This window comes from Leucobacter sp. USHLN154 (assembly GCF_037145595.1).
In the GTDB taxonomy this organism is placed as follows: Bacteria; Actinomycetota; Actinomycetes; order Actinomycetales; family Microbacteriaceae; genus Leucobacter; species Leucobacter alluvii.
The window spans coordinates 360,953-383,790 of record NZ_JBBCXF010000004.1 but is presented as its reverse complement, the minus strand read 5'-3'; the positions used below and the strand labels follow the sequence as shown (position 1 = coordinate 383,790).

The following is a 22,838-nucleotide window of genomic DNA, read 5'->3' as shown; positions in this document are numbered from 1 at the left end:
GCTACCAGGCGAAGATCAACGCCGACCGCGTCGGCGGCGCTCAGGCGAGCTGGGGCGCGTAACCGCCTCCCCGCCCCCTCCATCCCCACCCCTCCCCATCTGCGAGCGGGGTCACTTTGGGAGCGTGTTGCTGTGTTTTCGACCGCGACACACTCCCAAAGTGACCCCGCTGCGGGTGTTGGGGTGGGTGATTGGGTGACGCGGGTACCGAGGGTTTTGGCGGCGATGGCGAGCTCTGGGCGAACAGCTGCGCGTCTCGCGATAGGATCGTTCAATGAACCATCCTCTTCACTGCACCGGGCGGTAGCCCGTGGCGACTATTCGAGACGTCGCCCGCCTCGCAGGAGTGTCCTCGGGAACCGTGAGCAACGTGCTCAACCGCCCCTCGTACGTGCGCGCCGACACTCGTGAACGGGTGCAGCGCGCCATCTCCGAGCTCGACTTCATCCCCGATCAGCGATCGCGTCAGTTCCGCCCCGGCCGCACGCGAACCATCGGCATCACCGTCGCCGAACTCGGAAACCCGTTCTTCGTGGATGTCGCACTCGGCGCCGAAGCGGTGTGCCGGGAGCGTGACCTCGGAGTGGTGCTCTGCAACAGCTCGTACGATCCGCAGTTGGAGTCCCAGAATCTCGACCTGCTCGTGCAGCAGCGCGTGCAGGGCATCATCATCTCTCCAGTGGACGAGCGCAGCTCCCGCCTCGACATGCTGAAGGATCGCGGCGTGCCGATGGTCTTCGTGGACCGCGTGGGCGACGACCGCGACGTCTGGTCGGTGGTGATCGATGACCGCGAAGGCGGACGGCTGGGCGCTCGGCACCTGGTCTCGCGTGGGCACCGGCGCATCGCGTTCCTCGGGCACCCGCACCGCTCCCCCAAGGTGAGGTCGCGGTACGAGGGCGCTCGCGAGGTCGTGCATCAATCGGACGGAGACATCACCCTCGAAGTCGTGACCACGGCATCGTGGACCGTGGACGAGGGCCGGCGCCTCGGCGCGGCCCTCGCAGCGCGCCCGCACGACAAACGCCCGAGCGCGGTGCTCTGCGCGAACGACATGCTCGCGCTCGGCCTCATCCAGGAGCTCGTGCGCTGCGGCTTGCGCGTTCCCGACGACATCGCCGTGGTCGGTTACGACGACATCGAGTGGGCATCGATCGGAGCGGTACCGCTCACGACCGTCGCACAGCCCAGAGAGCGGTTGGGCCGCACGGCGGTCGAGATGATGATCCAACTCATCGACCGGCCGGGCCCGCTTCCGCAGGCCAACCACATCGTGCTCGCTCCCGAACTGGTCGTGCGCTCCTCCACCTGATCGGGAGCGGTCTCGCAGCACAGGAACGGGCCCCGCTGCACAACGCGGGGCCCGTTCCGTGCCTCTCGGCGGGTGGACCTAGAACGCGGGTTCGACGTCTTCGACGTTCTCCGCAGTGACGACCGTCAGCGGAATGGGGATGCGATTCTCAACGGTCTCGCCCGCCGCGGCCTGGACGATCGTCTCGAGCGCGAGCTTGCCGTCCTCGACCGGCGACTGCACGATGGTCGCGTAGAATTGACCGTCGCGAATCGACTCGAACGCGTCCTGCTGGCCGTTGATACCGACGATCGGCGGAATCTCCGCAGGATCCTTGCCCGCTTCGGCCCACGCGTCGATGAAGCCGCGCGCCATCGTGTCGTCGTTCGCGTAGACGCCGTCGATATCGTCCCCGAAGCGGGTGATCAGATCTCGGCTCGCGACGAGCGCCTTCTGCTGATCGAAGTCGGCGTTGACGGTCTGCAGCACCTCGATGTCCGAGCCGATCTTCTCGAGCTGCTCCGTGAATCCGTCGGTGCGTCCGATACTCGTGCCGTTGCCGGCCTGGCCGGCGATGATGACGACCCCGCCCTCGCCGCCGAGCGCCTCATCCATGGCGTCCGCCGAGAGCACTCCCTCCTCGTAGACGTCGGGGCCGGTGAAACTCTCCACCAGCTCGAGCGCCTCGTCGTCCATCGGCGAGTTGATCAGCACGACCGGAATGCCCGCCGTCTGCGCCTGGATGAGCCCCGGGATGTACGCCTGCGGATCCAGCGGCCACAGCACGATCCCATCGGGGCTGCGTCCGATGCACGTCGTCAGCTGCTCAGTGCCGGTCTGGACATCGAAATCCTGGCTCAGCATGGTGACTTTCGCCCCCGCCTCGTCCGCTGCAGCTTGAAACGCCTCGTTCGCGGGAGTGGCGTACGCGTGCGACTCGGCGGCGGTGATGTAGCAGATCTCCGCCCCTGCACCGGCTTCGGCGTCGGGTGACTCGGCGGCGGAATCGGCTCCTGAAGTCGAGCAGGAGGCGAGGAGGAGTGCCGCGGCGAACGCGGTCCCTCCGAGGAATACCTTCTTGATCATGCGGGTGTCCTTTCGGTTTCGTGTTGACGGGCGACATCCCTCTTCGGTGAGAGGCGCCGCAGCAGTGCGGTAGGTGATACATCAGTGCCACGCTTCGCGTGGGTCAGACGGTCGAGCAGGATGAGGAGGAGCAGGATGGCACCGGTCACGATGTCCTGCACATACGCGGGGATGCTCTGGTACTCCATGGCGGTCGTCAGAGCGGCGAGGGTGAGCAACCCGCCGAGTGTGCCGAGGGCCGAACCGACGCCTCCCTCGAGCCGGGTTCCTCCGATGACCACCGCGGCGATGGCGGTGAGCACGATCGTGTCGCCGAAGACCGGGGACCCCGTATTGGAGGCGATGCCGAACGTCACCCCTGCGAGACCGGCCATCAGACCGCTGAAGGCGAATGCTCCGAAGAGGTACCAGCGCGACCGGATGCCGCTCGCCGCCGCACTCGTCGCGTTGCTGCCGACCGCGAACAGGTTTCGCCCTGAGACCATCCGCGTCAGCCAGACATGCAGCAGGAGAATGAGCACGACGAAGATGAAGACGCGCGTGGAGAGCGTGCCGAGGACCGGCTGCGTCAGAGGAATCCCGAAGAACGGATCGATGCCGCTGACGGGCCGCGAATCGGTGATGAGGTGGCACACCGCGCGGAATAGCAGCATCGAGGCGAGTGTCGCGACGAGGGAGTTGATCCGGAGCAGCACCACCAGCACCCCGTTGCAGCAGCCGGCGAGCAGTCCGATGCCGAGGCCGGCGATGGCCGCGGGAACCTGACCCATGGATTCTTGGAGACCGACTGCCGCGATACCGGACAGCGCAAGGATCGCGCCCCCGGAGAGGTCCAGTTGGCCGGCGATCAGCACGACCGTCAGTCCGATCGCGATGAGTCCCATGGTCGCCACGCGATCGATGCCGAGGCTGAGCGTTCGAGCTTCGAAGAACCCGGGGACGAATGTGGCGGCGATGACGAGTGTCGCGATCAGGATCACGATGACGCGGTAGCGCACCAATCCGAGCAACGCGAGACTCCATCCGCCACGCAACGGTGATACCGCGCTCATGAGCGGCCTCCCTTCCGACGGAGGTAGATGTCGAGCGAGACGGCGCCGACGATGAGCAAGCCCTTCGCGATCCCCTGGACCGCCGTGGGTACGCCCTGCAGCACCAGTATGTTGTTGAGCAGGGCGACGAACAGGAGTCCGCCGATCGCTCGAGGAATGCTGCCCGACCCGCCGAGCAGACTGATACCGCCGACGACAACGGCCGTGATCGCGTCGAACTCGTAGCCGACCCCGATCGCGGGCCTCGCCGTCTGCAGGGTGATCCCGAGCAGCGCGCCCGCAAGCCCGCTCAGCCCGGCGGTCATGACGAACGCGGACGCCCGGGTTCGTGCAAGCGGCACCGCACTCGCCCGCGTGGCGTCAGGATTGCTTCCCGCCGCATAGACCCAGCGACCGAGCGTCGTTCGCGAGAGCACCAGATGGCCGATGACTGCGACGATCACGAAGATGATGACGATCACCGGGATCCCGAACACCCGACTGTTCACGAAAGCCTGGGCGTCGGCGTCGGAGCCGTACACGATGACCCCGCCGACGCTCCACTGCGCGATGCCGAGCACGATGGTGCTGACGCCGAGTGTCGTGATCACGGGGTTGATGCGCGCATACCCGATCAGGATGCCGCTCACGACCCCGGCGCCGCACGCCGCCAGAATCCCGACGAGCGCTGCCGCGAAGGTGCCGATGGCCGGTTGGAGGCCGAGGGTGAGAATCGCGCCGACGGCCACGGTGGCCGGGACCGAGAGATCGGCCAAGCCGCGCGTGATGAAGACGAACGTCATACCCACCACGATCACGCCGAGTATCGAGATGTTGATCAGCACGTTGACCAGATTGCCCACCGAGAAGAACCGGTCGGAGAGCAGCGTGCCGATCACGAGGAGCAGCACGATGCCGACGGGCATTCCGATCACCGGACCGAGGCGCGCCCCCAGATTGGCGCGGGTGACCCGGCTCGTGCCCGGCACCCCCGTGATCGTCGTATCGAGTTTCGTATCGGTCATGCGTGCGCCGCCTCTCCCGTTGCCGCGAGCATCACGGTGGCCTCGTCGGCTTCGGTTCGATCCAGTTCAGCCGTCACGCGCCCCTCACTGAGCACGTATATCCGGTCGCTCACCGCGAGCACCTCTGGCAGCTCAGACGAGATGAGCAGAATCGCGGTGCCAGCGGCGGCGAGCTCGCCGATGATCGCGTGGATGTCTGCCTTCGCGCCGACGTCCACCCCGCGCGTCGGCTCATCGAGGATGAGCACTCGGGGTCGAGCGGCGAGCCATTTCGCGATCACCACCTTCTGCTGGTTGCCGCCGCTCAGGGTGTCGACGGCGCGTTCGATGACCGGCGGTGAGACCCCGAGCGTCTCGACCTGCTCGCGCACCAGGTCCCGTTCGCGCGAGCGGGAGATCCATCCCGCGGTCGAGAGGCTCCGCAGCACGGGGAGCGAAACATTGTCTTTGATGGATGCGGAGGGCACGATGCCGTCGCGCTTCCGATCCTCTGGCACGTACGCGATGCCCGCAGCGACTCCCTGCGCCGGTGTGCGCGCGACCAGCTCGGCTCCATCGACGCGCACGGCGCCCGCCTGCGCACGATCCAGACCGAACACGGCCCGCGCGACTTCCGTGCGCCCCGCCCCGACGAGGCCCGCCAGACCCACGATCTCTCCTGCGCGAACGTTCAGCGTCACGTCGGAGAATGCTCCGGCTCGCGTGAGCCCGTCGACCTCGAGCACGACGTCCCCGATCGGGACGACGCGTTTCGGGAAGATATCGGTGAGATCCCGACCCACCATCAGGCGGATCATCTCCCCCGCCGTCAATCCGTCCGAAGCCCGGGTGTCGATCTGCTGACCGTCGCGCAGCACCGTGACCTGGTCGGCGAGATCCAACACCTCGCGAAGCCGGTGACTGATGTAGATGATCGCGATTCCATCGGCGCGCATTCGGCGCACGATGTGGAAGAGCGCCTGTGCTTCGTGCTCGCTCAGTGACGATGTGGGTTCGTCGAGCACGATGATGCTCGGGTGCTGCGCGTATGCCTTCGCGATCTCGACGATCTGCTGCTGGCTCACGGTGAGCGACCCGAGAAGCGCCGAGGGATCGATCCGAGCGTTGAAGGCGTCGAGCACGGCAGACGCGGCATCGGAGAGGGCCCGACGACGCACGAAGCCGAACCGGGCAGGGGTCGCGCCGAGCATGATGTTCTCCGCGACCGTCAGATCCGGCACGAGATTCAGCTCCTGGTAGACCATCCCGATACCGCGCTTTCGCGCGTCGATGGGTCCGGCGATCCGGGCTTCTGAGCCTCCGAGGACGATGGAGCCAGCATCCGGCTGATACACACCGGCGAGGATCTTCATCAGCGTCGATTTCCCTGCGCCGTTCTCGCCGACGATCGCGTGCACCTCACCGGCTCTGGCGACCAGATCGACATCCGCGAGTGCCCGGATGCCGGGGAACGATTTCGAGATGCCGCGCATCTCCAGTGCGACGGTCATGCGGATCCTCCTGACTCGGGTGAGCTGCCGACCCGGCTCGCTCCGCAGTGAAATTCGAGACGATAGTCCGCGCTCTCCCCAGCGGCGAGCATCGGCAGGACGCCGGCCTCGCTCGCGGCGGCACGGCCGCGGCTCCAGTCGACGTTCGTCGGTTCGAGCCCGAGTACGTAATGCCCTTCTCCCAGCATCTTCCACTGGTGCAGCGCCGGCAGCGAGGCGGTGTCGAACCGCACGGCGACGCGGACATCGCGCGTGGGGTTGTCGAGCGACACCTCCGCGATCCCCTGCCCGGTGAAATCGTGCTTGAACACCTGTTCGGCGTACCCCGGAACCGGCCCGGTGACCTCGAACCACTGCGAGAGTCCGTGTTCCGCGTCAGCGTCACGAGGGGACACCGAGACCGACGGCACCTCGAGCACCGAGCCGTCGTCGAGCAGAGGCCACCCGAGATTCGCGTGGTAGAGCACCATGTGCCCGGCCGCCGCCGACCCTTCGTTGGTCACGCGATCCTCCACCACGATCGACGCCCCGCCGAGCGGTACGGTGATGCGGCGGGTGAGCAGCAGGTTGTCTCCGAAGACGCTGGCCTGACGCACCTCCGCTTCCACCACGAGTTCGGCGTCGCTCACCTGCGCCCGAGTGACGACCGACGGCGTCGAACCGATTCGGCCGTGCATCGGGTACTCGACTCCCGCTACCGTGCTCGCGGGGCCGTACGAGTCGAGCCCGCAGGTCGCGAGCAGTCCGCCTCCGAACGTGCGGAGCCACTCGGTCCCCGAATCCACGGTGAGGCCGGGATCGGCGAATCCGGTGGGAGAGTGCCAGGCGATCGGGACGCCCCGGTACGCCACCGCGCCGATGTCGAGTGCGCGATCGGGGTGCAGCTCGACCGTCAGCCCGCCACCCGAGGTGAGCACGATGCGACGAGCGCCCCGAGCCGCGCCCTGCGTCTCGTCGAATTGATCGATGCGGGCGATCTGATGGAGCGAGCCGGTGCGACGCCTCACCTCCGCGAGTGTCCGGCCGTACAGCTTCGGTTGAGCGGACATCGTTAGAGTCCCAGCTCGACGCGTTCGCTCGCGAGCTGCTGATTGCCCGGCCCGAAGTGCTTCAGAATGACCAGATCGTCGGTCGTCGACGTGTTGACCACCTGCACCCCGCCCGATGCGGCGCCCGCCGTGATGAAGAACTCATCGCTCGAGAACTGCCCATATCGGATGCTCGAGATCGCCGCGATGTGCTGCCCGCCGATGCTGCCGTGCCCGGCGACCGCGATGAGTCCGTGCGCGTCCCGGTCGCCCACGGTGACGGACCCGCCCGGAGCGACGGTGAGTTCCTTGGCGCTGAACGCAGTCGCGCGGTAGGTGATCCAGCGCTCCGTGTACTCAGGCGACCCGGCGCGGCTTTCGACTGTCTCGACCGGCGGAGTGAAGCGGTGACTCCAGAAGTCGGCGTCGATGTTCAGGTCCCAGTCCGCGAGATCGACGATGAAGTCCAGGTCGCCGACATTGCTCGCGGGCACGTCCTTCCACATCAGTTCGTCCGGAACCTCGCGATTGTTCGACCACGACTCGGTCATCGCGAACACATCGCACGCCGCCTGAGGCTCGTAGGTGCACATGCTGGCCGGTGCGTGCAGGACACCTGCGGGCACGTCCCATCCGGTGCCAGGGGTGATGCGATACGCCTTGGACAGGTCGGTGATCCGGTTGTCGCCGCCGCGGAGGAAGGCCTCGAGTTTGTCGCGGAGCTGCTCTTTCGTGACCTCCGGGTGAAGCCCGAAGAACGTGTACGGGAACTGTCCGCCATGGTTGTTCATCTGCGGCGGGAAGTAATAGGCCTCTGGCTTGCCGGGCTTGCCGACGAGGGCGGCGTGTTCATCGCGGTGATGGATGTGGAACGGCAGCGGGAACTCGTTGTCGAAGAACTTCGAGTACATCGGCCAGAGGCCGTGCGACGCCCACAGCGCACCGATGGCATCGCCCTTCGCGTGCGCGATGAGTTCATCGAGCGGGATCACCCCGCCGTCGGGATCGCGCACGAGGCTGAGACCTTCGAACGGGTCGGTGCGCGGCCCGTTCTCGGCCCGGATCGCACTCGCCAACCAACGCTCATCGATGCCGCCGCGCTCCTTGCCCAGCGGGAAGTAGTCGTCTGGGTGCAGCCGGATACGCCGACCCGGGGTGCAGAACGCGCGCGGCACCCAAGCGGGAGCGAGACGCAGCACGCCGTTCGCATCGTTCATCGCGCGTTCGATCGCGGCTTCAGAACTCGTGACTCCCGCGTATGGACCGGCCTGTGCCATTACTCACTCCTTTGTGGTGATGCTGCGTGCGCTTCTCTGGTTCATTGAACCAAGAAGGTTTCATTGAAACTACCAAATTGTTTCGCGCGGCACAATAGGCGGTGGGGCCGATACGGAATCGTTACCCCGGAGCTCCCTGCAGCGCTGCGCGATCGCTCGACACGGGCGCTCGCGCTCCCGACGCATTCCCGGGCCGTGGATGCCGAAATGGATCAATGAAGCGGTCGACCGGCGCGCACGACGCACCGCTGGCCCGCTCCGATCGACCGCGCGGCGCCGCCGAGCGAGCGGCGCCGCCGCCGCCGCCAAGCGAACCGGGCCGCCAAGCGAACCGGGCCGCCAAGCGAACCGGGTCACTTTGGGAGGGTGTCATGCTGGTATCCGACCGCGACACCCTCCCAAAGTGACCCCGCTGGAAGTTGGCCGGGGTCGGTGGTGGCAGGGTCACCGCGACGGGGCAGAGGGCGCGTCGATTCGCGCGGCTCAGCGGCGGCGGTCGTTCAGGGCGCTGAGCGTCGCGAAGTGAGCAGTCCGTTCCGCATAGGCCGCTGTCAACAGGGGGTCCGGCGTGAAGCTCGCCTCGAGTTCACGACCGTGCGAGCGGATCGCGTCGAGCGAGTCGATCGCGCCCGTCGCGATTCCTGCAAGCATGGCCGCCCCCTGCGCCGCACCGTGCCCGCTCGCGGGATGATCGACGCGCACCCCCAGCACATCGGCCTTGATCTGCGACCAGGCGCGCGATGCCGACCCGCCGCCAGTCGATACGACGCGATCGATCGGGAACCCCGCCTCGCGAACCGTCGCGATGTCGCGAGCCAGGGCGAGGGCGTTGCCCTCCATCGCGGCGAGCATCAGATCAGAGGCGGTCGTCGCGAGCGATATGCCGTCGATCACTCCGCGGGAGTGCGGATTCCACCCCGGCGTGCGCTCGCCGGCGAGGCTCGTCACCATGGTGAGCTCGCCGGGTCTCGGCAGCTGCAGGAGCACGGCGTCTTCGCGCAGGTCCGTTGCGCGTTCGAGGCCGTTCACCCAGTCGATGGTGGCGCCCGCGGTGACCTGCGCCGTGATGAGCAGATCGACGTCCGCCACGCAGTGCCGCGTGTGGATGAAACCGGGAACGCGTGTGCCGCGCGGTACCGCGAGAATCGTAACGCTCGAGAACCCCGTCATATCGACGAGCGGACCGCCGACCTCGACTACGCCGGCTTCGAGTGCTGAACCGATCGAGTCGATGCCTCCGGCGACGACGCTCGCCCCCGCGGTGATGCCGGTCGCCTGGGCTGCCTCGAGTGTGACGGTGCCGACGATCGCTCGTGCGGCCACGATGGGCGGCAGATATGCGAGCGAGTCTTCGGCACTGAGCAGCGCCGCGTCGAAGGCACCGGTTTCGTCGTCGAACCCCTGCATGAGTGCGGCCGTCGTGTCGTCGAGCACGGCGACGCCGCTGAGACGGCGCACGATGAAGCCGTTCGCAGACAGCACATGCTCCGCGGCGGCGAGCGCCTCGGGCCGGTGCGCGGCGAGCCACGGCAGCTTCGCGGTGCCGAAGAAGGGATCCGCGCCGTTGCGCGAATGGGGAACGATCTCCGCGATCCGCTCAGCTTCGGCCGTCGCCCGCCGGTCGAGCCACGTGAGCGCCGCACACGTCGGCGATCCGCTCCGATCCACGGGCACGAGTGTCGGAGCCTGCGCGGTGACGGCGACCGCCAGTACCGTTCTTCCGGCGACGACCTGCCGCGTCAACGCGCAGACCGCCTCCCACCACGCCGTCGCATCCTGCTCGGCGGCCGCGCCCGCGGTCGCGGTCGGGTATCGCTGCGACGCATCGGCGACGAGCGTGCCAGCCCGATCCGTCGCGACCACTTTCACCGAACTCGTACCGACATCGATGCCGAGCAGCAGTTGGGTCATGGGGTGAGTTCCTCTTCGTCGAAGGGTCCGGTGACGGTCGTGCCCTGCCCAGCACGGGCCAGAGTAGGCTACCGCCCCAGCGCGGTCGGGCTCGGCGCGGTTCGGGTGATAGTGGGGGACGGCGCCTCGACGAGCGGGTGCAGCAGCGGTTCGCCCGAAAGATACCGGCGTATCTCCTCCGCCACGCCGTCTGCCGCGCGATCCGCGGTCTCACGGCTCGCTCCGGCGATGTGCGGGGTGAAGACGATGTCGTGCCCTGCGGCCGCCAGGCCGAAGATGCGGTGCGTGAAGTCGACCGGTTCTTCGGGGAAGACGTCGAACGCGGCGCCCGCCAGGTGCCCACGCTCCACGGCATCGGCAACGGCGTCGTAATCGACGAGGCCGCCCCTCGCGGCGTTTACGAGACGCGAACCCGGGCGCATGAGTGCGAGCCGTTCGGCATTGACCATATGGGTCGTCTCGGGAGAGAGTCGCGCGTGCACGGATACGAGATCCGATTGCGCGAAGACGTCCTCGATGCTGGGCGCCGACCGCACGCCGGAGCCCAGTGATCCTGATTGCACGTACGGATCGTAGACAAGCACGTCGGCTCCCATTGCTGCGAAGACACCTGCGACGTGCCCGCCCACGGCGCCTGCGCCGAGGAGCCCGATGGTCGATCCCTTGACCTCGCCGCCGACCTCCTCATGCCGATAGAACTCTCCCCGCCACTCGTGAGACAGCAGCGTGTTGTGCGAGAGCGGGATGCGGCGGAGGAGCGCGAGCGCGAGCCCGATCGTCATCTCTGCGGTGGAGATGCCGTTGCGTCCCGGGACGTTCGCGACGGCGACTCCGCGGGCCCGCGCGGCGTCGAGGTTCACGTTCGTCGGGCCGCCGCGCGAGACCGCGATCAGACGCAGGTCTGGGCAGGCCGCGAGTACGCGTTCCGTGAGCGGCGCGAGCTGCGTGGCGATGGCGGTGACCCCGTCGAGCGCTTCGATGAGTTCCTCCTCCGTCCCGGAGGCCTCGTCGACCTCTCCCACTCGCCCGAACGGCGCGTCGGGCCACGGGAACTCGATCTCCCTCACCTCGATCTCGGATCCCGGGCCCCCAGCCCCGCTCAGGGCGAGTTCGATCGCGCTGCGAAGACGGGTCGACCGGATGAACAAGTCTCCGGCCGCAAGAATGCGTGTCATGTGTCTGTCTCCTCGACGTTCGCCTGCCGTCGCGCGACGGTGCTGGCAGTGACAGGGCGGCGCGACCCGATCCGGTTCGCGCCGCCCCCGATATCTGATTAGCCGCCGAACATCTCGTCGAAGTAGTCCTGCGCGTTGCTCTCGTCGATCACGGTGATCGGCATGAACTGGTCCTTCTCGACCTCTTCGCCGTTCAGCAGGTCGGAGGTGATGTCGATCAGCGTCCGCCCGTGCGCTTTGCCGCCGCCGAGACTGATGGAGCTCTTCTGCGGGTCGCCCTTGATGATGTTCTCGATCTCGATCTGGGTGGCGTCGATCCCGAACAGTCCGAAGGAGTCGAAGTCGGTGATCCCGCTCGCCTTGACTCCCTCGTTGCCGCCCTGCGCGCCGCCGCCGCCGATCGTGGCGATCATCTTCAGATCGGGGTTGGCCTGCAGGAAGTTCTCGGCGTTCGTCACGCCCTCCTCGGCGGTCAGCGCGGAGTTCGTCGCGACGAGTTCGGCGTTCGGCGCGATCTCCTCCACGGCGTCCTTGATGCCGTTCGCGCGATCGATGATCTCGGGGAACGTCGGCAGGTCCATCAGCGCCCACTCGACGACGTCCTCATCGCCGTAGTTCTCGTTGATCCACTCCGCAGCGGCTTCGCCGTTCGCGTACCCGGTCTCGTATGCGTCGACCAGGTACTGGGCGTCGTAGTTGTCGAGCACCTGGGTGTACCCGACGATCTTGATACCCGCGTCCTGCGCCTTCTGCGTCGCCGCCTTGAGCGATTCCGAATCGACGGCGCAGATGATGATCGCGTCCACATCCTGCTGGATGAAGTTCTCGATCTGCGTCACCTGCGTGGCTGCATCGCTCTTGGCGTCGACGTAGTTGACCTCGACGCCTTCCTCGGCGCCGTAGGACTGCGCCTCCTGCACGAGCTCAGCCCAGACGGGATTGGAGAGATCGGAGAATGTGACGCCGACCGAGAATTCGGTGTCGGACGGAGCGGCGCTGCTCCCGCCGGAGCTGCACGCTGCGAGACCGAGCAGCAGTGCTCCTGTCGCCGCAATCGCAGTGATCTTCTTCATGGGGTTCCTTTCGTTGGTTTCCGCGAGAACGGAGGGTTCAGGAGAGGGGGACGGTCGCGGTCTTCGGTTCAGCCGTCGGCCCTCGTGAGATGGACACGCCACCGATCTGCTTGCGCCGCCCGCCGGAGCGCTTCGAGGTGGCGTCGTAGATCACCGCGACCAGCAGGATGAGGCCCTTGATCACGAGCTGCACGTACTCGCTGACGTTGAGCAGCACGAGACCGTTGTCGAGCACGCCGACGATGAGCACGCCGATGAACGCACCGAACAGGCTCCCGCGCCCGCCCATGACGCTCACGCCGCCGAGCACGCACGCGGTCAGCACGCTGAATTCGAACCCGGCTCCGGTGGCCGACTGCGCCGAGTTCAGTCGAGACAGCAGCAGGATCGCGCCGACGGCGGTGAAGAGGCCGCTCACTGCGTAGACGAGCAGCAGGGTGCGTCGCGTATTCACACCGGACAGGCGCGCCGCCTCGACGTTGTTGCCGATCGCGTAGAAGTACCGACCGATGTAGGTCTGATTCGCGATGAAGTACCCGATCGCCCAGACGAGGGCGAGCACGATCACGGAGATCGGGATGCCGATGACGGCACCCTGCCCGAGCACGGAGAAGCCGCTCGGGAAGCCGGAGATCGGCAGGCCCTTGGAGAGCAGGTAGCTGACGCCGTTGAGGATCGTCATCATGGAGAGGGTGACGATCAGCGGGGCCACACCCGTCAGGGTGATGATCAGCCCGTTGATCAGCCCGATCACGACGCCGAGCACGAGCACGAGTACGATTGCGAGCGGCCAGGGAACGTCGAATTGCGCCATCATGATGCCGCACACGACGACGTACAACGAGATCTGGTAGCCGACGGAGAGGTCGATGCCGCCGGTCAGCAGCACGAACGCGAATCCGACGGCCACGATCCCGAGCGTCGTGACCTGGCGAAGAATGTTGAACAGGTTGTTCGCGTCCAAGAAGTTCGGGGAGAGCGCGCTGAAACCGATGATGAGCAGCACCAGCACCAGCACGATCCCGAGCTCGTGCAGTCGCGGTCGGAACTTCGAGATCATGCGAGGTCTCCTTCCGAAGCCAGCGTGAGGATGGCTTCCTGAGTGATGTCTTCCGATTCGAGCAGCCCGCGTTGCAGGCCCTCCTGCAGCACGACGACCCGGTCGGACATGCCGATGAGCTCTTCCATATCGGAGGAGATCATCAGGATCGTCTTCCCCTCCTCCGCGAGCCGGTTCATGATCAGGTAGATCTCATGCCGCGCCCCGATGTCGATGCCCCGGGTGGGTTCATCGAAGATGAGCACTTCCGGGCTCGTGGCCAGCCACTTCGCGAGCACGACCTTCTGCTGATTGCCGCCGCTCAGATTGCCGACGATCTCGGCGCCGCTCGGCGCCTTGATGCGCAGCTCGCGCATGTAGCGGTCGGAGAGTTCGCGCTCGGCCGCGGTCGAGATGACGCCGGCGCGCGACATCGCCGGGAGCCGTGGCAGGGAGATGTTCTGCTCGATCGAGAACTCGAGGATCAGGCCGTGCCGTTTGCGGTCTTCAGGGACCAAGGCGATGCCGTTCCTGATCGCCGCGATGGGGTTGAGCGAGAGCACCGAGTTGCCGTGCAGGTCGACCGTGCCGGATTCCGGCCGTTTCGCCCCGAAGACGAGCTCCATGAGCTCGGTGCGACCGGCGCCGATCAACCCCGCGAACCCGAGGATCTCTCCCTTTCGCGCGACGAAGCTGATGTCGCGCACGCCGTTGCCGGTCAAGCCGGTCACCGTCAGCGATGGTTCGGTCAGCACGTTCGTGCGCGTCGGGTAGTCTTCCCCGAGCTCACGGCCGACCATCATCGAGATGAGTTCGCGCTTCGTGGTGGCGGGGGTGTCGACCGTGCCGACGTACTGACCGTCGCGCAGCACGGTGACCCGATCAGAGAGCCGGAAGACCTCTTCCATGCGGTGCGAGATGTAGACGATGGTCATGCCCTCGCGCTTGAGCACGTCGACGATCGCGAACATGGCGTCGACCTCGGAGGCGGTGAGCGGCGCTGACGGCTCGTCCATGATGAGCAGCTTCGCCTCCTTCGACAGCGCTTTCGCGATCTCGACGATCTGCTGGTAGCCGGTGGTGAGCGTCTCGACGAGGGCGTTCGGCGCGATCGATACTCCGAGTCGCTCGAAGAGCGAACGCGATCTCGCCGCCATGGTCTTGCGGTCGAGCACCGGCCCCTTCATGATGAACTCTCCGAGAAAGACGTTCTCGGATGCGCTGAGGTTCGGGAAGAGCGTGAACTCTTGGTAGATCACCGCGATCCCGAGCTCCCTGGCCAGTTGAGGCGTGAGCCGCTCGTGCGTTTCGCCGTCGACCGTGATCGTGCCGCTGGTCGGAGCGATGGCGCCCGAGAGGGTCTTGATGAGCGTCGACTTGCCCGCACCGTTCTCGCCGATGATCGCGTGCACCTCACCGGGCCGCAGGTCGAGACTGACGCCGTCGAGTGCGCGAACCCCGGGGTATTCCTTCACCAGCCGGTCGACCTGCAATGACAGACCTGCGCCGCGGCCGGTGGCCGTCGATACGTCCTGTAGGGACATTGCTGCACGCTCCTCACGTCATCGTGGCGTCACCTTCAAGACATGAGTGTGTTACAAGATGTGAGGTTTTGTCAACTTTTGTGAAGTAACGATGACGCAACGGCGCGCCCAGGCGCCACGGACCCGGAACACCGCCTCGGCGCGTCAGCGCAAGTCGGAGACGAGGCGGCGGAACGCCGCGAGATCACGAGCATTGGGGGCGAGCTCGGTCGCGAGGGTGTCGATCTCATCGATATCAACGGCGTGCGCGACGGAGACACTTCCGAGCTTCTCGCTGTGCACGCCGATCAGCACGCGCTCCGAAGCACGCGCGATCGCCCGCTTCACCTCGGCCTCCTCGAGCGTGCTCTCATGGCAGCCCCGCTCGTCCAGAGAAGCGGCAGACGCGAAGAACGCCGAGAAGTGGACGCGGGAGACGAAGCCCGTGGTGACGGGCCCCACCAGCGAGTCGCTTCGCCGGTCGGCCGCTCCCCCGGTGAGCACGGCGGTCAAGCCGGGCCGCTCCTGGAGCGCCTGGAAGGTGAGCATCCCGTTCGTGACGACGGTGAGGTCTCCCGACCCGGAGATGCGCTGAGCGAGCTGATGCATCGTGGTCGACGAGTCGAGCGCGATCATTCCGCTGGTCGGCACGAGCGGAAGCAGCTTCTCGGCGATGGCCGCCTTCTCGGCGGCCTGAGACTGCTCGCGGCCGTGAAAGCTCACGGGACCGGTGTACATGGCGCCGCCGCGCACTCGGCGAACGGTGCCGCCCAGCTCCAGGCCGTCGAGGTCCCGGCGAACGGTCATCTCGCTGACGCCCAGCTCCGATGCGGCCTCGGCCAGCGAGACGCGCTGGAGCGCACTGAGCCGCTGCAGCAGCCAGGCGCGTCGTTCTTCGGCGGCGAGGGAGACCATGGTGGTCCTAGCGTAGTAGCGCCGGGTCACTAAGCTCAGAGACATGGCCGTGAACGGAAGCATCGAGGGAGAGCGGCGGCGCAGAGAACTCGTCGAACTCGCGCGCACCGCGGGTGAGATCTCCATCGATCAGGCCGCGACGCAGTTCGACGTCTCGACGATGACCATTCGGCGCGACCTGGAGATGCTCGAGGTCGAGGGATCGGTGCGACGGGTGCGCGGGGGCGCCGTGCCCGCCACCGGCCCGCGCAGCTACGACGAACGGCTTGCGACCCGTGGGAGCGCGAAGCGCGCGATCGCGCGCAAGGCACTCGATCTCGTGCCCCGTCGAGGTGCGATCGCCCTCGATGCATCGACGACGGTCAACGCCCTCGCTGAGATGCTCGGCGATCACGGCGCGCTCACCGCGTGCACCAACTCCGTCCAGACCTTCGAATTGCTCGCGCGTCTCGGCGGCGTGGAGGCCCAGTTGACGGGCGGCGCGCACGAGGCGATCACCGGCAGCCTGGTCGGCCCGATTGCGAACGCCGGAGCGCGCCTCCTGCACACGCGCGTGTTCTTCACCTCCTCCGACGGGATCAGCCCGGAGGGAGGCACCTCAGAAGCGTCGCTCGCGGAAGCCGAGGTGAAGCGCCACCTCGCGCAGTCCGCCGACGCGACCGTGCTCTGCGCCGACTCGTCGAAGCTCGGAAAGCGCTCGACCGGCATGGCGCTCGAACTCTCCGCCGTTTCGACGCTCATCACCGAACTCGACCCCGCAGATCCCAGGCTCGATCCGTATCGGGACCTCGTCGAGATCCGATGATGCACGATCGCTTGTCGGCCATGTTATTTCGTGTTAAATTCACACGAAGCAACAAACGGCAGCTCCGGAGGCACCCATGACCGACCCCACCGCCCAGGCACTCATCGCCCGCTCGAACCGACTCGGCGCAGATAAGAAGAACACGAACTTCGCGGGCGGCAACACGTCGGCGAAGGGGTTCACCACCGATCCCGTGACCGGCGAAGACGTCGAACTCATGTGGGTCAAGGGCTCCGGCGGCGACCTCGGCACGCTCACCGCCGCCGGGCTCTCGGCGCTGCGCATCGACCGCCTGCGCGCACTCGTGAACGTCTACCCCGGCCTCGAGCGCGAAGACGAAATGGTCGCGGCCCTCGACTACTGCCTCCACGGCAAGGGCGGCGCGGCGCCGTCGATCGACACCGCAATGCACGGCCTCGTCGACGCGGCCCACGTCGACCACTTGCACCCCGACTCCGGCATCGCGATCGCGACCGCAGCCGACGGCGAAGCGCTCACCGCGAAGATCTTCGGCGACAAGGTCGTGTGGGTGCCCTGGCGCCGCCCCGGCTTCCAGCTCGGCCTCGACATCGCCGCCATCAAGGCGGAGCATCCCGAGGCGATCGGCTGCATCCTCGGCGGCCACGGCATCACGGCCTGGGGCGACACGAGCGAGGAGAGCGAGCGGAATTCGCTCTGGATCATCGACACCGCTGCCGCCTACATCGCCGAGCACGGCGCACCCGAACCCTTCGGCGGCGTCGTCGCCGGATTCGAGCCTCTTCCCGAGACCGAGCGCCGCGCCCGCGCAGCCCAGCTCGCGCCGGTGGTGCGGGGAATCGCGAGCACCGACAAGCCGATGGTCGGGCACTTCACTGACTCCGACGCCGTGCTCGACTTCCTGTCCCGCGAGAAGCTCGCCCCGCTCGCGGCGCTCGGCACGAGCTGCCCCGACCACTTCCTGCGTACAAAGGTGAAGCCGCTCGTGCTCGACCTGCCCGCGACCGCGACGGCCGAGGAGCAGATCGCCCGCCTGCACGAACTGCACGCGGCATACCGTGAGGACTACCGCGCCTACTACGAGGCGCACGCCGACGAGACGAGCCCCGCCATGCGCGGCGCCGATCCGCTCATCGTGCTCATCCCGGGCGTCGGCATGTTCAGCTACGGCGCGAACAAGCAGACCGCCCGCGTCGCCGGCGAGTTCTACGTCAACGCCATCAACGTCATGCGCGGTGCCGAGTCGCTCTCCACCTACGCCCCCATCAGCGACGCAGAGAAATTCCGCATCGAGTACTGGGCCCTCGAGGAGGCCAAACTCCAGCGCATGCCGAAACCGAAGTCGCACCAGGGCCGCATCGCCTTCGTCACCGGCGCCGCCTCCGGCATCGGGAAGGCGATCGCAACGCGCCTCGCCGCCGAGGGCGCGTGCGTCGTCGTGGCCGATCTCGACCTCGAGAAGGCGCAGGCCGCAGCAGCCGAGCTCGGGAATGCAGACGTCGCCATCGGCGTGGCAGCGAACGTCGCCGACGCGGCAGCCGTACAGGGCGCGATCGACGCCGCGGTGCTCGCATTCGGCGGCATCGACCTCGTCGTCAACAACGCCGGGCTCTCGCTCTCGAAATCCCTGCTCGACACCACCGAAGCCGACTGGAACCTGCAGCACGACGTCATGGCGAAGGGCTCTTTCCTCGTCGCCCAGGCCGCCGCACGCGCCATGATTGCGCAGAAGCTCGGAGGCGACGTCATCTACATCTCCTCCAAGAACAGCGTCTTCGCCGGCCCGAACAACATCGCGTACTCCGCCACCAAGGCCGACCAGGCCCACCAGGTGCGGCTCCTCGCCGTCGAACTCGGCGAGCACGGCATCCGCGTCAACGGCATCAACCCCGACGGCGTCGTGCGCGGATCCGGGATCTTCGCAGCGGGGTGGGGCGCCAACCGCGCCGCGACCTACGGCGTCAAGGAAGAGGATCTCGGCCAGTTCTACGCGAACCGCACCATCCTGAAGCGCGAGGTCGTGCCCGAGAACGTCGCCGACGCGGTCTACGTGCTCACCGGCCCCGAGCTGACGCGCACCACCGGTCTCCACATCCCCGTCGATTCCGGCGTCGCCGCGGCGTTCCTGCGATGAGCGACGCGGCTGCAGGATCGGCGGTCGGCGGCGCCGACGTCGGCGCTCCGGCCGCCGGTCGCGCCGTCGCAGCAGTCGACCTCGGGGCGACGAGCGGGCGCGTCATCGTCGGCCGCATCGCGCACGGCCCAGACGGAGCCGAACTCCGCACCCAGCACGTGGCGCGCTTCGCGAACGACCCCGTGCGCACGAGCGACGGCCTGCACTGGAACTTCCTCGAGCTCTACCACCAGGCACTGCAGGGGCTCGCCGCCGCCGAGCGCAGCGCCCCCGGGGAGATCGCATCGATCGGCATCGACTCGTGGGCGGTCGACTACGGCCTGCTGCGTCACGGCCGCCTGCTCGGCATCCCCTACCACTACCGCGATGCGCGCTGCGAAGCCGGCGTCGCAGCCGTGCACGCGCGCGTACCGGCCGAGCGCCTCTACGCCCGCAACGGCCTGCAGCATCTCACCTTCAACACGATCTTCCAGCTCGCCGCAGAAGACGGCCTGCTCGACGTGGCCGACCGCGCACTGCTCGTGCCGGACCTGTTGAACTACTGGCTCACCGGAGTGGAGGCCGCGGAGCGCAGCAACGCATCGACCACCGGGCTGCTCGATCCGCGAACACGCGAATGGGATCTCGAACTCGCGGAAGAGGCGGGCATTCCCGCGCGCATCCTGCCGCAGCTCATCGAGGCGGGCACCCGCCTCGGGCCCGTCACCGGAGACGCAGCGAAGGTCATCGGTCGGGCGATCGACGTCGTCGCGGTCGCCTCGCACGACACAGCCTCTGCCGTCGCAGCGGTACCGGCCACGCGATCCGACTTCGCCTACATCTCGTGCGGGACCTGGGGCCTCGTCGGCCTCGAACTCGATGCTCCCGTGCTCACCGACGCCGCCCGCCTCGCGAACTTCACCAACGAGGGCGGCATCGAGGGCACCACGCGATTCCTGCACAACGTCATGGGCACATGGCTGTTCTCGGAGTCGCTGCGGCACTGGGAGCCCGGTGCGACCAACGCGCAGCGATCCAGCCTGCTCGGCGAACTGCTCGCCGAGGCAGCATCGGTCACCGGCCCCATCCCCGTCTTCGACGCGAACGACCCCCAGTTCATGCCGCCCGGCGACCTGCCCGACCGCATCGTGCGCTGGTTCGAAGCACGCGGCGAACGCGCACCCGAGGGGCGGGCCGAGATCGTCCGCTCGATCACGGAGAGCCTCGCCGTGGCATTCGCCGACGCCGTGGAGACGGCGAGCCGACTGGCGGATCGCGAGGTCTCGACCATCCACGTCGTCGGCGGCGGCTCGCAGAACACGCTGCTCTGCCAGCGCCTCGCCGACCGATCCGGCCTCGAAGTGCTCGCCGGCCCCGTCGAAGCGACCGCGATGGGCAACCTGCTCATCCAGGCGCAGACGCTCGGCCTCATCGGCCCGGGCCTCGCCGAGCTGCGCGCCGTCGTGGCCCGATCCACCGCCCCCATCCGTTACACCCCCGCTTCGCGTTAGGTTTCAGTCATGGTTACCCGTCAACTCCCCAACCCCTCCGAACTTCTCGACCTCATGCAGTTCAAGCGCCCCGAGTTCGACGGCAAGAAGCGCCGCCTCGACTCCGCGCTCACCATCAACGACCTGCGCACCATCGCGAAGCGCCGCACTCCCAAAGCGGCGTTCGACTACACCGATGGCGCCGCAGAGGGCGAGCTCTCCCTCGCCCGCGCGCGTCAGGCGTTCGAGGACGTCGAGTTCCACCCCGGCATCCTGAAGCCCGCCGCGAACGTCGACACCTCGGTGCAGGTCCTCGGCGGATCCTCAGCCCTGCCCTTCGGCATCGCCCCGACCGGGTTCACCCGCCTCATGCAGACCGAAGGCGAGACCGCGGGAGCCGGCGCCGCCGGAGCCGCGGGCATCCCGTTCACGCTCTCCACCCTCGGCACCACGTCGATCGAAGACGTGAAAGCAGCCAACCCCCACGGCCGCAACTGGTTCCAGCTGTATGTGATGAAGGATCGCGAGATCTCCTACGGCCTCGTGCGCCGCGCCGCGGAGGCCGGATTCGACACCCTGCAGTTCACCGTCGACACGCCCGTCGCCGGAGCTCGGCTGCGCGACAAGCGCAACGGATTCTCCATCCCGCCGCAGCTCACCCTCGGCACCATCGTGAACGCGATCCCCCGGCCGTGGTGGTGGGTCGACTTCCTCACCACCCCCAAGCTCGAATTCGCGTCACTCTCCACGACCGGCGGCACCGTCGGCGAGCTGCTCGACGCCGCGATGGATCCCACCATCAGCTACGAAGACCTCAAGGTGATCCGCGAGATGTGGCCCGGCAAGCTCGTCGTGAAGGGCGTGCAGACCGTCGAGGACGCGGCGAAGCTCATCGACCTCGGCGTCGACGGCATCATCCTGTCGAACCACGGCGGCCGCCAGCTCGACCGAGCGCCGATCCCGTTCCACCTCCTGCCGCAGGTCGTGCGCGAGGTCGGTCGCGACGCGACGGTGATGGTCGACACCGGCATCATGAACGGCGCCGACATCGTCGCATCGATCGCACTCGGGGCGAAGTTCACCCTCATCGGACGCGCCTACCTCTACGGGCTCATGGCCGGCGGGCGAGCCGGGGTCGATCGCACGATCGCGATCCTGCGCGACGAGATCGAGCGCACCATGAAGCTGCTCGGCGTCGCCTCGATCGCGGAGCTCGAGCCCGCCCACGTCACCCAACTGCAGCGCCTCGCACCGCTCGAGCACGGCGCCGCGGCCCGCGCCCGCGCTGGCGCGTAGCGCTGCGCTTGGGGCGGCGGCGGTCGCGGCCGCGGCTGCGCCCCGCTGCGCTGCGGCCGCGGCGCGCCGCACTTCAACGAGCCGGGTCACTTTGGGAGCGTGTCGCATTTCTGGAGCGTGTCGACACGCTCCGAAAGTGACCCGGCTCGAACAACGGAAGCGATGGGGGCGGGGGAAAGGGGCGTGCTTAGCACCCTCCCCCGGGTGCAGCGGTTCTCCCCCCACATCCTGCCGGAGCGCTGAATCCGCGCCACATATCCACCAAGACTGATATTCGACTCAGGCATATTCCGCGCAGAGTGATGCTTGCACTATGTCACGGCGGCACACCATCAATGTTCCTCCCGGCGCCTACCGCTCCGCGGAGCTGATTCAGGCCGGAGTGCATTCGAAACGTCTCGGTGCAAAAGATGTGCGCCGGATCGGGCGCGGGATCGTGCTGCACCCGAATTTCGAGTACGACGATTTCAGCTACCGCGACCGTTGCATCGCGGTGGGAATGACGCTCAGGCAGGAGTTCTTCCTGTCGCGTCGATCTGCCGCAGCACTGCTAGAGATTCCGCATCCACCGCACCCTCAGGGGCTCGTCGATGTCGCTTCCTTTTGGCCGCAACGCGCACCCCGGCACCGTCTCATCGACGGTCACCGAGTGAAGAGCGGGATACTCCAGTGGACCGAAAACCACGGCCTCACCCTTCCGTCCGCCAGTGATATCTGGTGCCAGCTCGGCCCGGTGACTACACTCGCCGGCCTCGTCGCCGCGGGAGATTTTCTGATCTCCGGCGCGCGAATCCGAGGCGCACCGGGCGGGCGGGCCGCACCACTCAGCTCGCTCGAGGAGCTCCGACATGCTCATCAGCGCCATCGGACCACGGTGGGCGGACCACTCCGCACGCGCGCACTCGCGCTACTCCGCGCGCCGGTCGATTCTCCTCCGGAAAGCTTTCTGCGAATTGCTATCATTCTTGCCGGCTTCGAGGAGCCGAAAGTGAATTGTCCTGTGCCGACGCGAGCACGGACGTTCCATGCCGATCTCGGCTACCCCGAACTGCGTATCGCGATTGAGTACGAAGGTCGATACCACTTCTCGAGCCCCGATCAAGCGCGGTTCGACTTGCAACGGCGCCGCAGCATGGTCGAAGCAGGTTGGACTGTTCTGCAAGTTCTCGACTCCGACGTCGACGACCCGCACAGCTTCTTCGTCGGCCTCGGCATGGCGATAGAAGCTGCGCGGGCACACCTCGGATAGGGAGACCAGCGTCGCCTGAGCGACCACCCATTTCTCCTCGGC

18 protein-coding genes are annotated in these 22,838 nt (G+C 67.3%); 6 read left to right on the top strand and 12 right to left on the bottom strand.

All coding sequences use genetic code 11. The annotated features are described in order from the left end of the window. The first annotated feature begins 310 nt into the window (after window positions 1–310). On the top strand, window positions 311–1,312 hold the full coding sequence (locus WFH23_RS09735) for a LacI family DNA-binding transcriptional regulator (protein ID WP_090146070.1): 1,002 nt from the start codon (window positions 311–313) through the stop codon (window positions 1,310–1,312). A 78-nt stretch (window positions 1,313–1,390) separates the two neighbouring features. Here the strand turns inward: WFH23_RS09735 and WFH23_RS09730 are convergent, their stop codons facing one another. From WFH23_RS09730 to WFH23_RS09675, 12 genes are all read right to left on the bottom strand, one after another. After that, entirely contained in the window at window positions 1,391–2,377 is a 987-nt protein-coding gene (locus tag WFH23_RS09730) for a sugar ABC transporter substrate-binding protein (RefSeq protein WP_090146067.1), read from the bottom strand. Then, on the bottom strand, window positions 2,374–3,429 hold the full coding sequence (locus WFH23_RS09725; RefSeq protein ID WP_211649805.1) for an ABC transporter permease: 1,056 nt from the start codon (window positions 3,427–3,429) through the stop codon (window positions 2,374–2,376). Before WFH23_RS09725 ends, WFH23_RS09730 begins: the two co-directional genes overlap by 4 nt. After that, window positions 3,426–4,433 (bottom strand): ABC transporter permease, encoded by a 1,008-nt coding sequence (locus tag WFH23_RS09720; RefSeq protein ID WP_090146063.1) that lies wholly within the window; start codon window positions 4,431–4,433, stop codon window positions 3,426–3,428. The genes WFH23_RS09725 and WFH23_RS09720 overlap by 4 nt, the downstream gene beginning before the upstream one ends. Beyond that, window positions 4,430–5,923 (bottom strand): sugar ABC transporter ATP-binding protein, encoded by a 1,494-nt coding sequence (locus tag WFH23_RS09715; protein ID WP_336662367.1) that lies wholly within the window; start codon window positions 5,921–5,923, stop codon window positions 4,430–4,432. The genes WFH23_RS09720 and WFH23_RS09715 overlap by 4 nt, the downstream gene beginning before the upstream one ends. Further along, a complete protein-coding gene (locus tag WFH23_RS09710) occupies window positions 5,920–6,930 on the bottom strand; it encodes an aldose 1-epimerase family protein (protein ID WP_336662366.1) in 1,011 nt (336 codons plus the stop codon). Before WFH23_RS09710 ends, WFH23_RS09715 begins: the two co-directional genes overlap by 4 nt. Before the next feature lie 44 nt (window positions 6,931–6,974). Further along, window positions 6,975–8,228: a hypothetical protein gene (locus WFH23_RS09705; RefSeq protein WP_090146056.1), complete on the bottom strand. Its 1,254-nt coding sequence runs from the start codon at window positions 8,226–8,228 to the stop codon at window positions 6,975–6,977. Window positions 8,229–8,711: 483 nt separating this feature from the next. Continuing rightward, window positions 8,712–10,139: a xylulokinase gene (locus WFH23_RS09700; protein WP_336662365.1), complete on the bottom strand. Its 1,428-nt coding sequence runs from the start codon at window positions 10,137–10,139 to the stop codon at window positions 8,712–8,714. A gap of 68 nt (window positions 10,140–10,207) precedes the next feature. Then, a complete protein-coding gene (locus tag WFH23_RS09695) occupies window positions 10,208–11,314 on the bottom strand; it encodes an NAD(P)-dependent oxidoreductase (RefSeq protein WP_336662364.1) in 1,107 nt (368 codons plus the stop codon). A gap of 98 nt (window positions 11,315–11,412) precedes the next feature. Beyond that, window positions 11,413–12,387, bottom strand: a complete 975-nt coding sequence (locus tag WFH23_RS09690; RefSeq protein WP_200330539.1) for a sugar ABC transporter substrate-binding protein — start codon at window positions 12,385–12,387, stop codon at window positions 11,413–11,415. A 37-nt stretch (window positions 12,388–12,424) separates the two neighbouring features. After that, a complete protein-coding gene (locus WFH23_RS09685; RefSeq protein WP_200330541.1) occupies window positions 12,425–13,447 on the bottom strand; it encodes an ABC transporter permease in 1,023 nt (340 codons plus the stop codon). Continuing rightward, the gene (locus WFH23_RS09680; RefSeq protein ID WP_336662363.1) at window positions 13,444–14,970 is read right to left on the bottom strand and encodes a sugar ABC transporter ATP-binding protein; all 1,527 of its coding nucleotides are present in this window, start codon (window positions 14,968–14,970) and stop codon (window positions 13,444–13,446) included. Before WFH23_RS09680 ends, WFH23_RS09685 begins: the two co-directional genes overlap by 4 nt. A gap of 144 nt (window positions 14,971–15,114) precedes the next feature. After that, the gene (locus WFH23_RS09675) at window positions 15,115–15,864 is read right to left on the bottom strand and encodes a DeoR/GlpR family DNA-binding transcription regulator (protein ID WP_336662362.1); all 750 of its coding nucleotides are present in this window, start codon (window positions 15,862–15,864) and stop codon (window positions 15,115–15,117) included. A 43-nt stretch (window positions 15,865–15,907) separates the two neighbouring features. Here WFH23_RS09675 and WFH23_RS09670 point away from each other — a divergent pair, with 43 nt between their 5' ends. The 5 genes from WFH23_RS09670 (at window position 15,908) to WFH23_RS09650 (ending at window position 22,796) form a co-directional block, all read left to right on the top strand. Beyond that, window positions 15,908–16,669 carry a DeoR/GlpR family DNA-binding transcription regulator gene (locus WFH23_RS09670; RefSeq protein ID WP_336662361.1) on the top strand — a complete coding sequence of 254 codons (762 nt, stop codon included), beginning with the start codon at window positions 15,908–15,910 and terminating at the stop codon, window positions 16,667–16,669. Between the two features lie 76 nt (window positions 16,670–16,745). After that, window positions 16,746–18,782 carry a bifunctional aldolase/short-chain dehydrogenase gene (locus tag WFH23_RS09665; RefSeq protein ID WP_336662360.1) on the top strand — a complete coding sequence of 679 codons (2,037 nt, stop codon included), beginning with the start codon at window positions 16,746–16,748 and terminating at the stop codon, window positions 18,780–18,782. Beyond that, window positions 18,779–20,272, top strand: coding sequence for a rhamnulokinase (locus WFH23_RS09660; protein WP_336662359.1), 1,494 nt, complete (start codon window positions 18,779–18,781; stop codon window positions 20,270–20,272). Before WFH23_RS09665 ends, WFH23_RS09660 begins: the two co-directional genes overlap by 4 nt. 9 nt (window positions 20,273–20,281) lie before the next feature. Beyond that, window positions 20,282–21,547 (top strand): alpha-hydroxy acid oxidase, encoded by a 1,266-nt coding sequence (locus WFH23_RS09655; RefSeq protein ID WP_200330553.1) that lies wholly within the window; start codon window positions 20,282–20,284, stop codon window positions 21,545–21,547. 313 nt (window positions 21,548–21,860) lie between these two features. After that, the gene (locus WFH23_RS09650) at window positions 21,861–22,796 is read left to right on the top strand and encodes a hypothetical protein (RefSeq protein WP_336662358.1); all 936 of its coding nucleotides are present in this window, start codon (window positions 21,861–21,863) and stop codon (window positions 22,794–22,796) included. The last annotated feature ends 42 nt before the right edge of the window (window positions 22,797–22,838 follow it).

Coding starts and splice junctions, on each gene's coding strand:
- WFH23_RS09715 (WP_336662367.1), bottom strand. CDS start 5,923: ATGACCGTCGCACTGGAGATGCGCGGCATCTCGAAATCGTTCCCCGGC.
- WFH23_RS09725 (WP_211649805.1), bottom strand. CDS start 3,429: ATGAGCGCGGTATCACCGTTGCGTGGCGGATGGAGTCTCGCGTTGCTC.
- WFH23_RS09680 (WP_336662363.1), bottom strand. CDS start 14,970: ATGTCCCTACAGGACGTATCGACGGCCACCGGCCGCGGCGCAGGTCTG.
- WFH23_RS09655 (WP_200330553.1), top strand. CDS start 20,282: ATGGTTACCCGTCAACTCCCCAACCCCTCCGAACTTCTCGACCTCATG.
- WFH23_RS09665 (WP_336662360.1), top strand. CDS start 16,746: ATGACCGACCCCACCGCCCAGGCACTCATCGCCCGCTCGAACCGACTC.
- WFH23_RS09660 (WP_336662359.1), top strand. CDS start 18,779: ATGAGCGACGCGGCTGCAGGATCGGCGGTCGGCGGCGCCGACGTCGGC.
- WFH23_RS09695 (WP_336662364.1), bottom strand. CDS start 11,314: ATGACACGCATTCTTGCGGCCGGAGACTTGTTCATCCGGTCGACCCGT.
- WFH23_RS09670 (WP_336662361.1), top strand. CDS start 15,908: ATGGCCGTGAACGGAAGCATCGAGGGAGAGCGGCGGCGCAGAGAACTC.
- WFH23_RS09685 (WP_200330541.1), bottom strand. CDS start 13,447: ATGATCTCGAAGTTCCGACCGCGACTGCACGAGCTCGGGATCGTGCTG.
- WFH23_RS09730 (WP_090146067.1), bottom strand. CDS start 2,377: ATGATCAAGAAGGTATTCCTCGGAGGGACCGCGTTCGCCGCGGCACTC.
- WFH23_RS09690 (WP_200330539.1), bottom strand. CDS start 12,387: ATGAAGAAGATCACTGCGATTGCGGCGACAGGAGCACTGCTGCTCGGT.
- WFH23_RS09650 (WP_336662358.1), top strand. CDS start 21,861: ATGTCACGGCGGCACACCATCAATGTTCCTCCCGGCGCCTACCGCTCC.
- WFH23_RS09705 (WP_090146056.1), bottom strand. CDS start 8,228: ATGGCACAGGCCGGTCCATACGCGGGAGTCACGAGTTCTGAAGCCGCG.
- WFH23_RS09700 (WP_336662365.1), bottom strand. CDS start 10,139: ATGACCCAACTGCTGCTCGGCATCGATGTCGGTACGAGTTCGGTGAAA.
- WFH23_RS09675 (WP_336662362.1), bottom strand. CDS start 15,864: ATGGTCTCCCTCGCCGCCGAAGAACGACGCGCCTGGCTGCTGCAGCGG.
- WFH23_RS09720 (WP_090146063.1), bottom strand. CDS start 4,433: ATGACCGATACGAAACTCGATACGACGATCACGGGGGTGCCGGGCACG.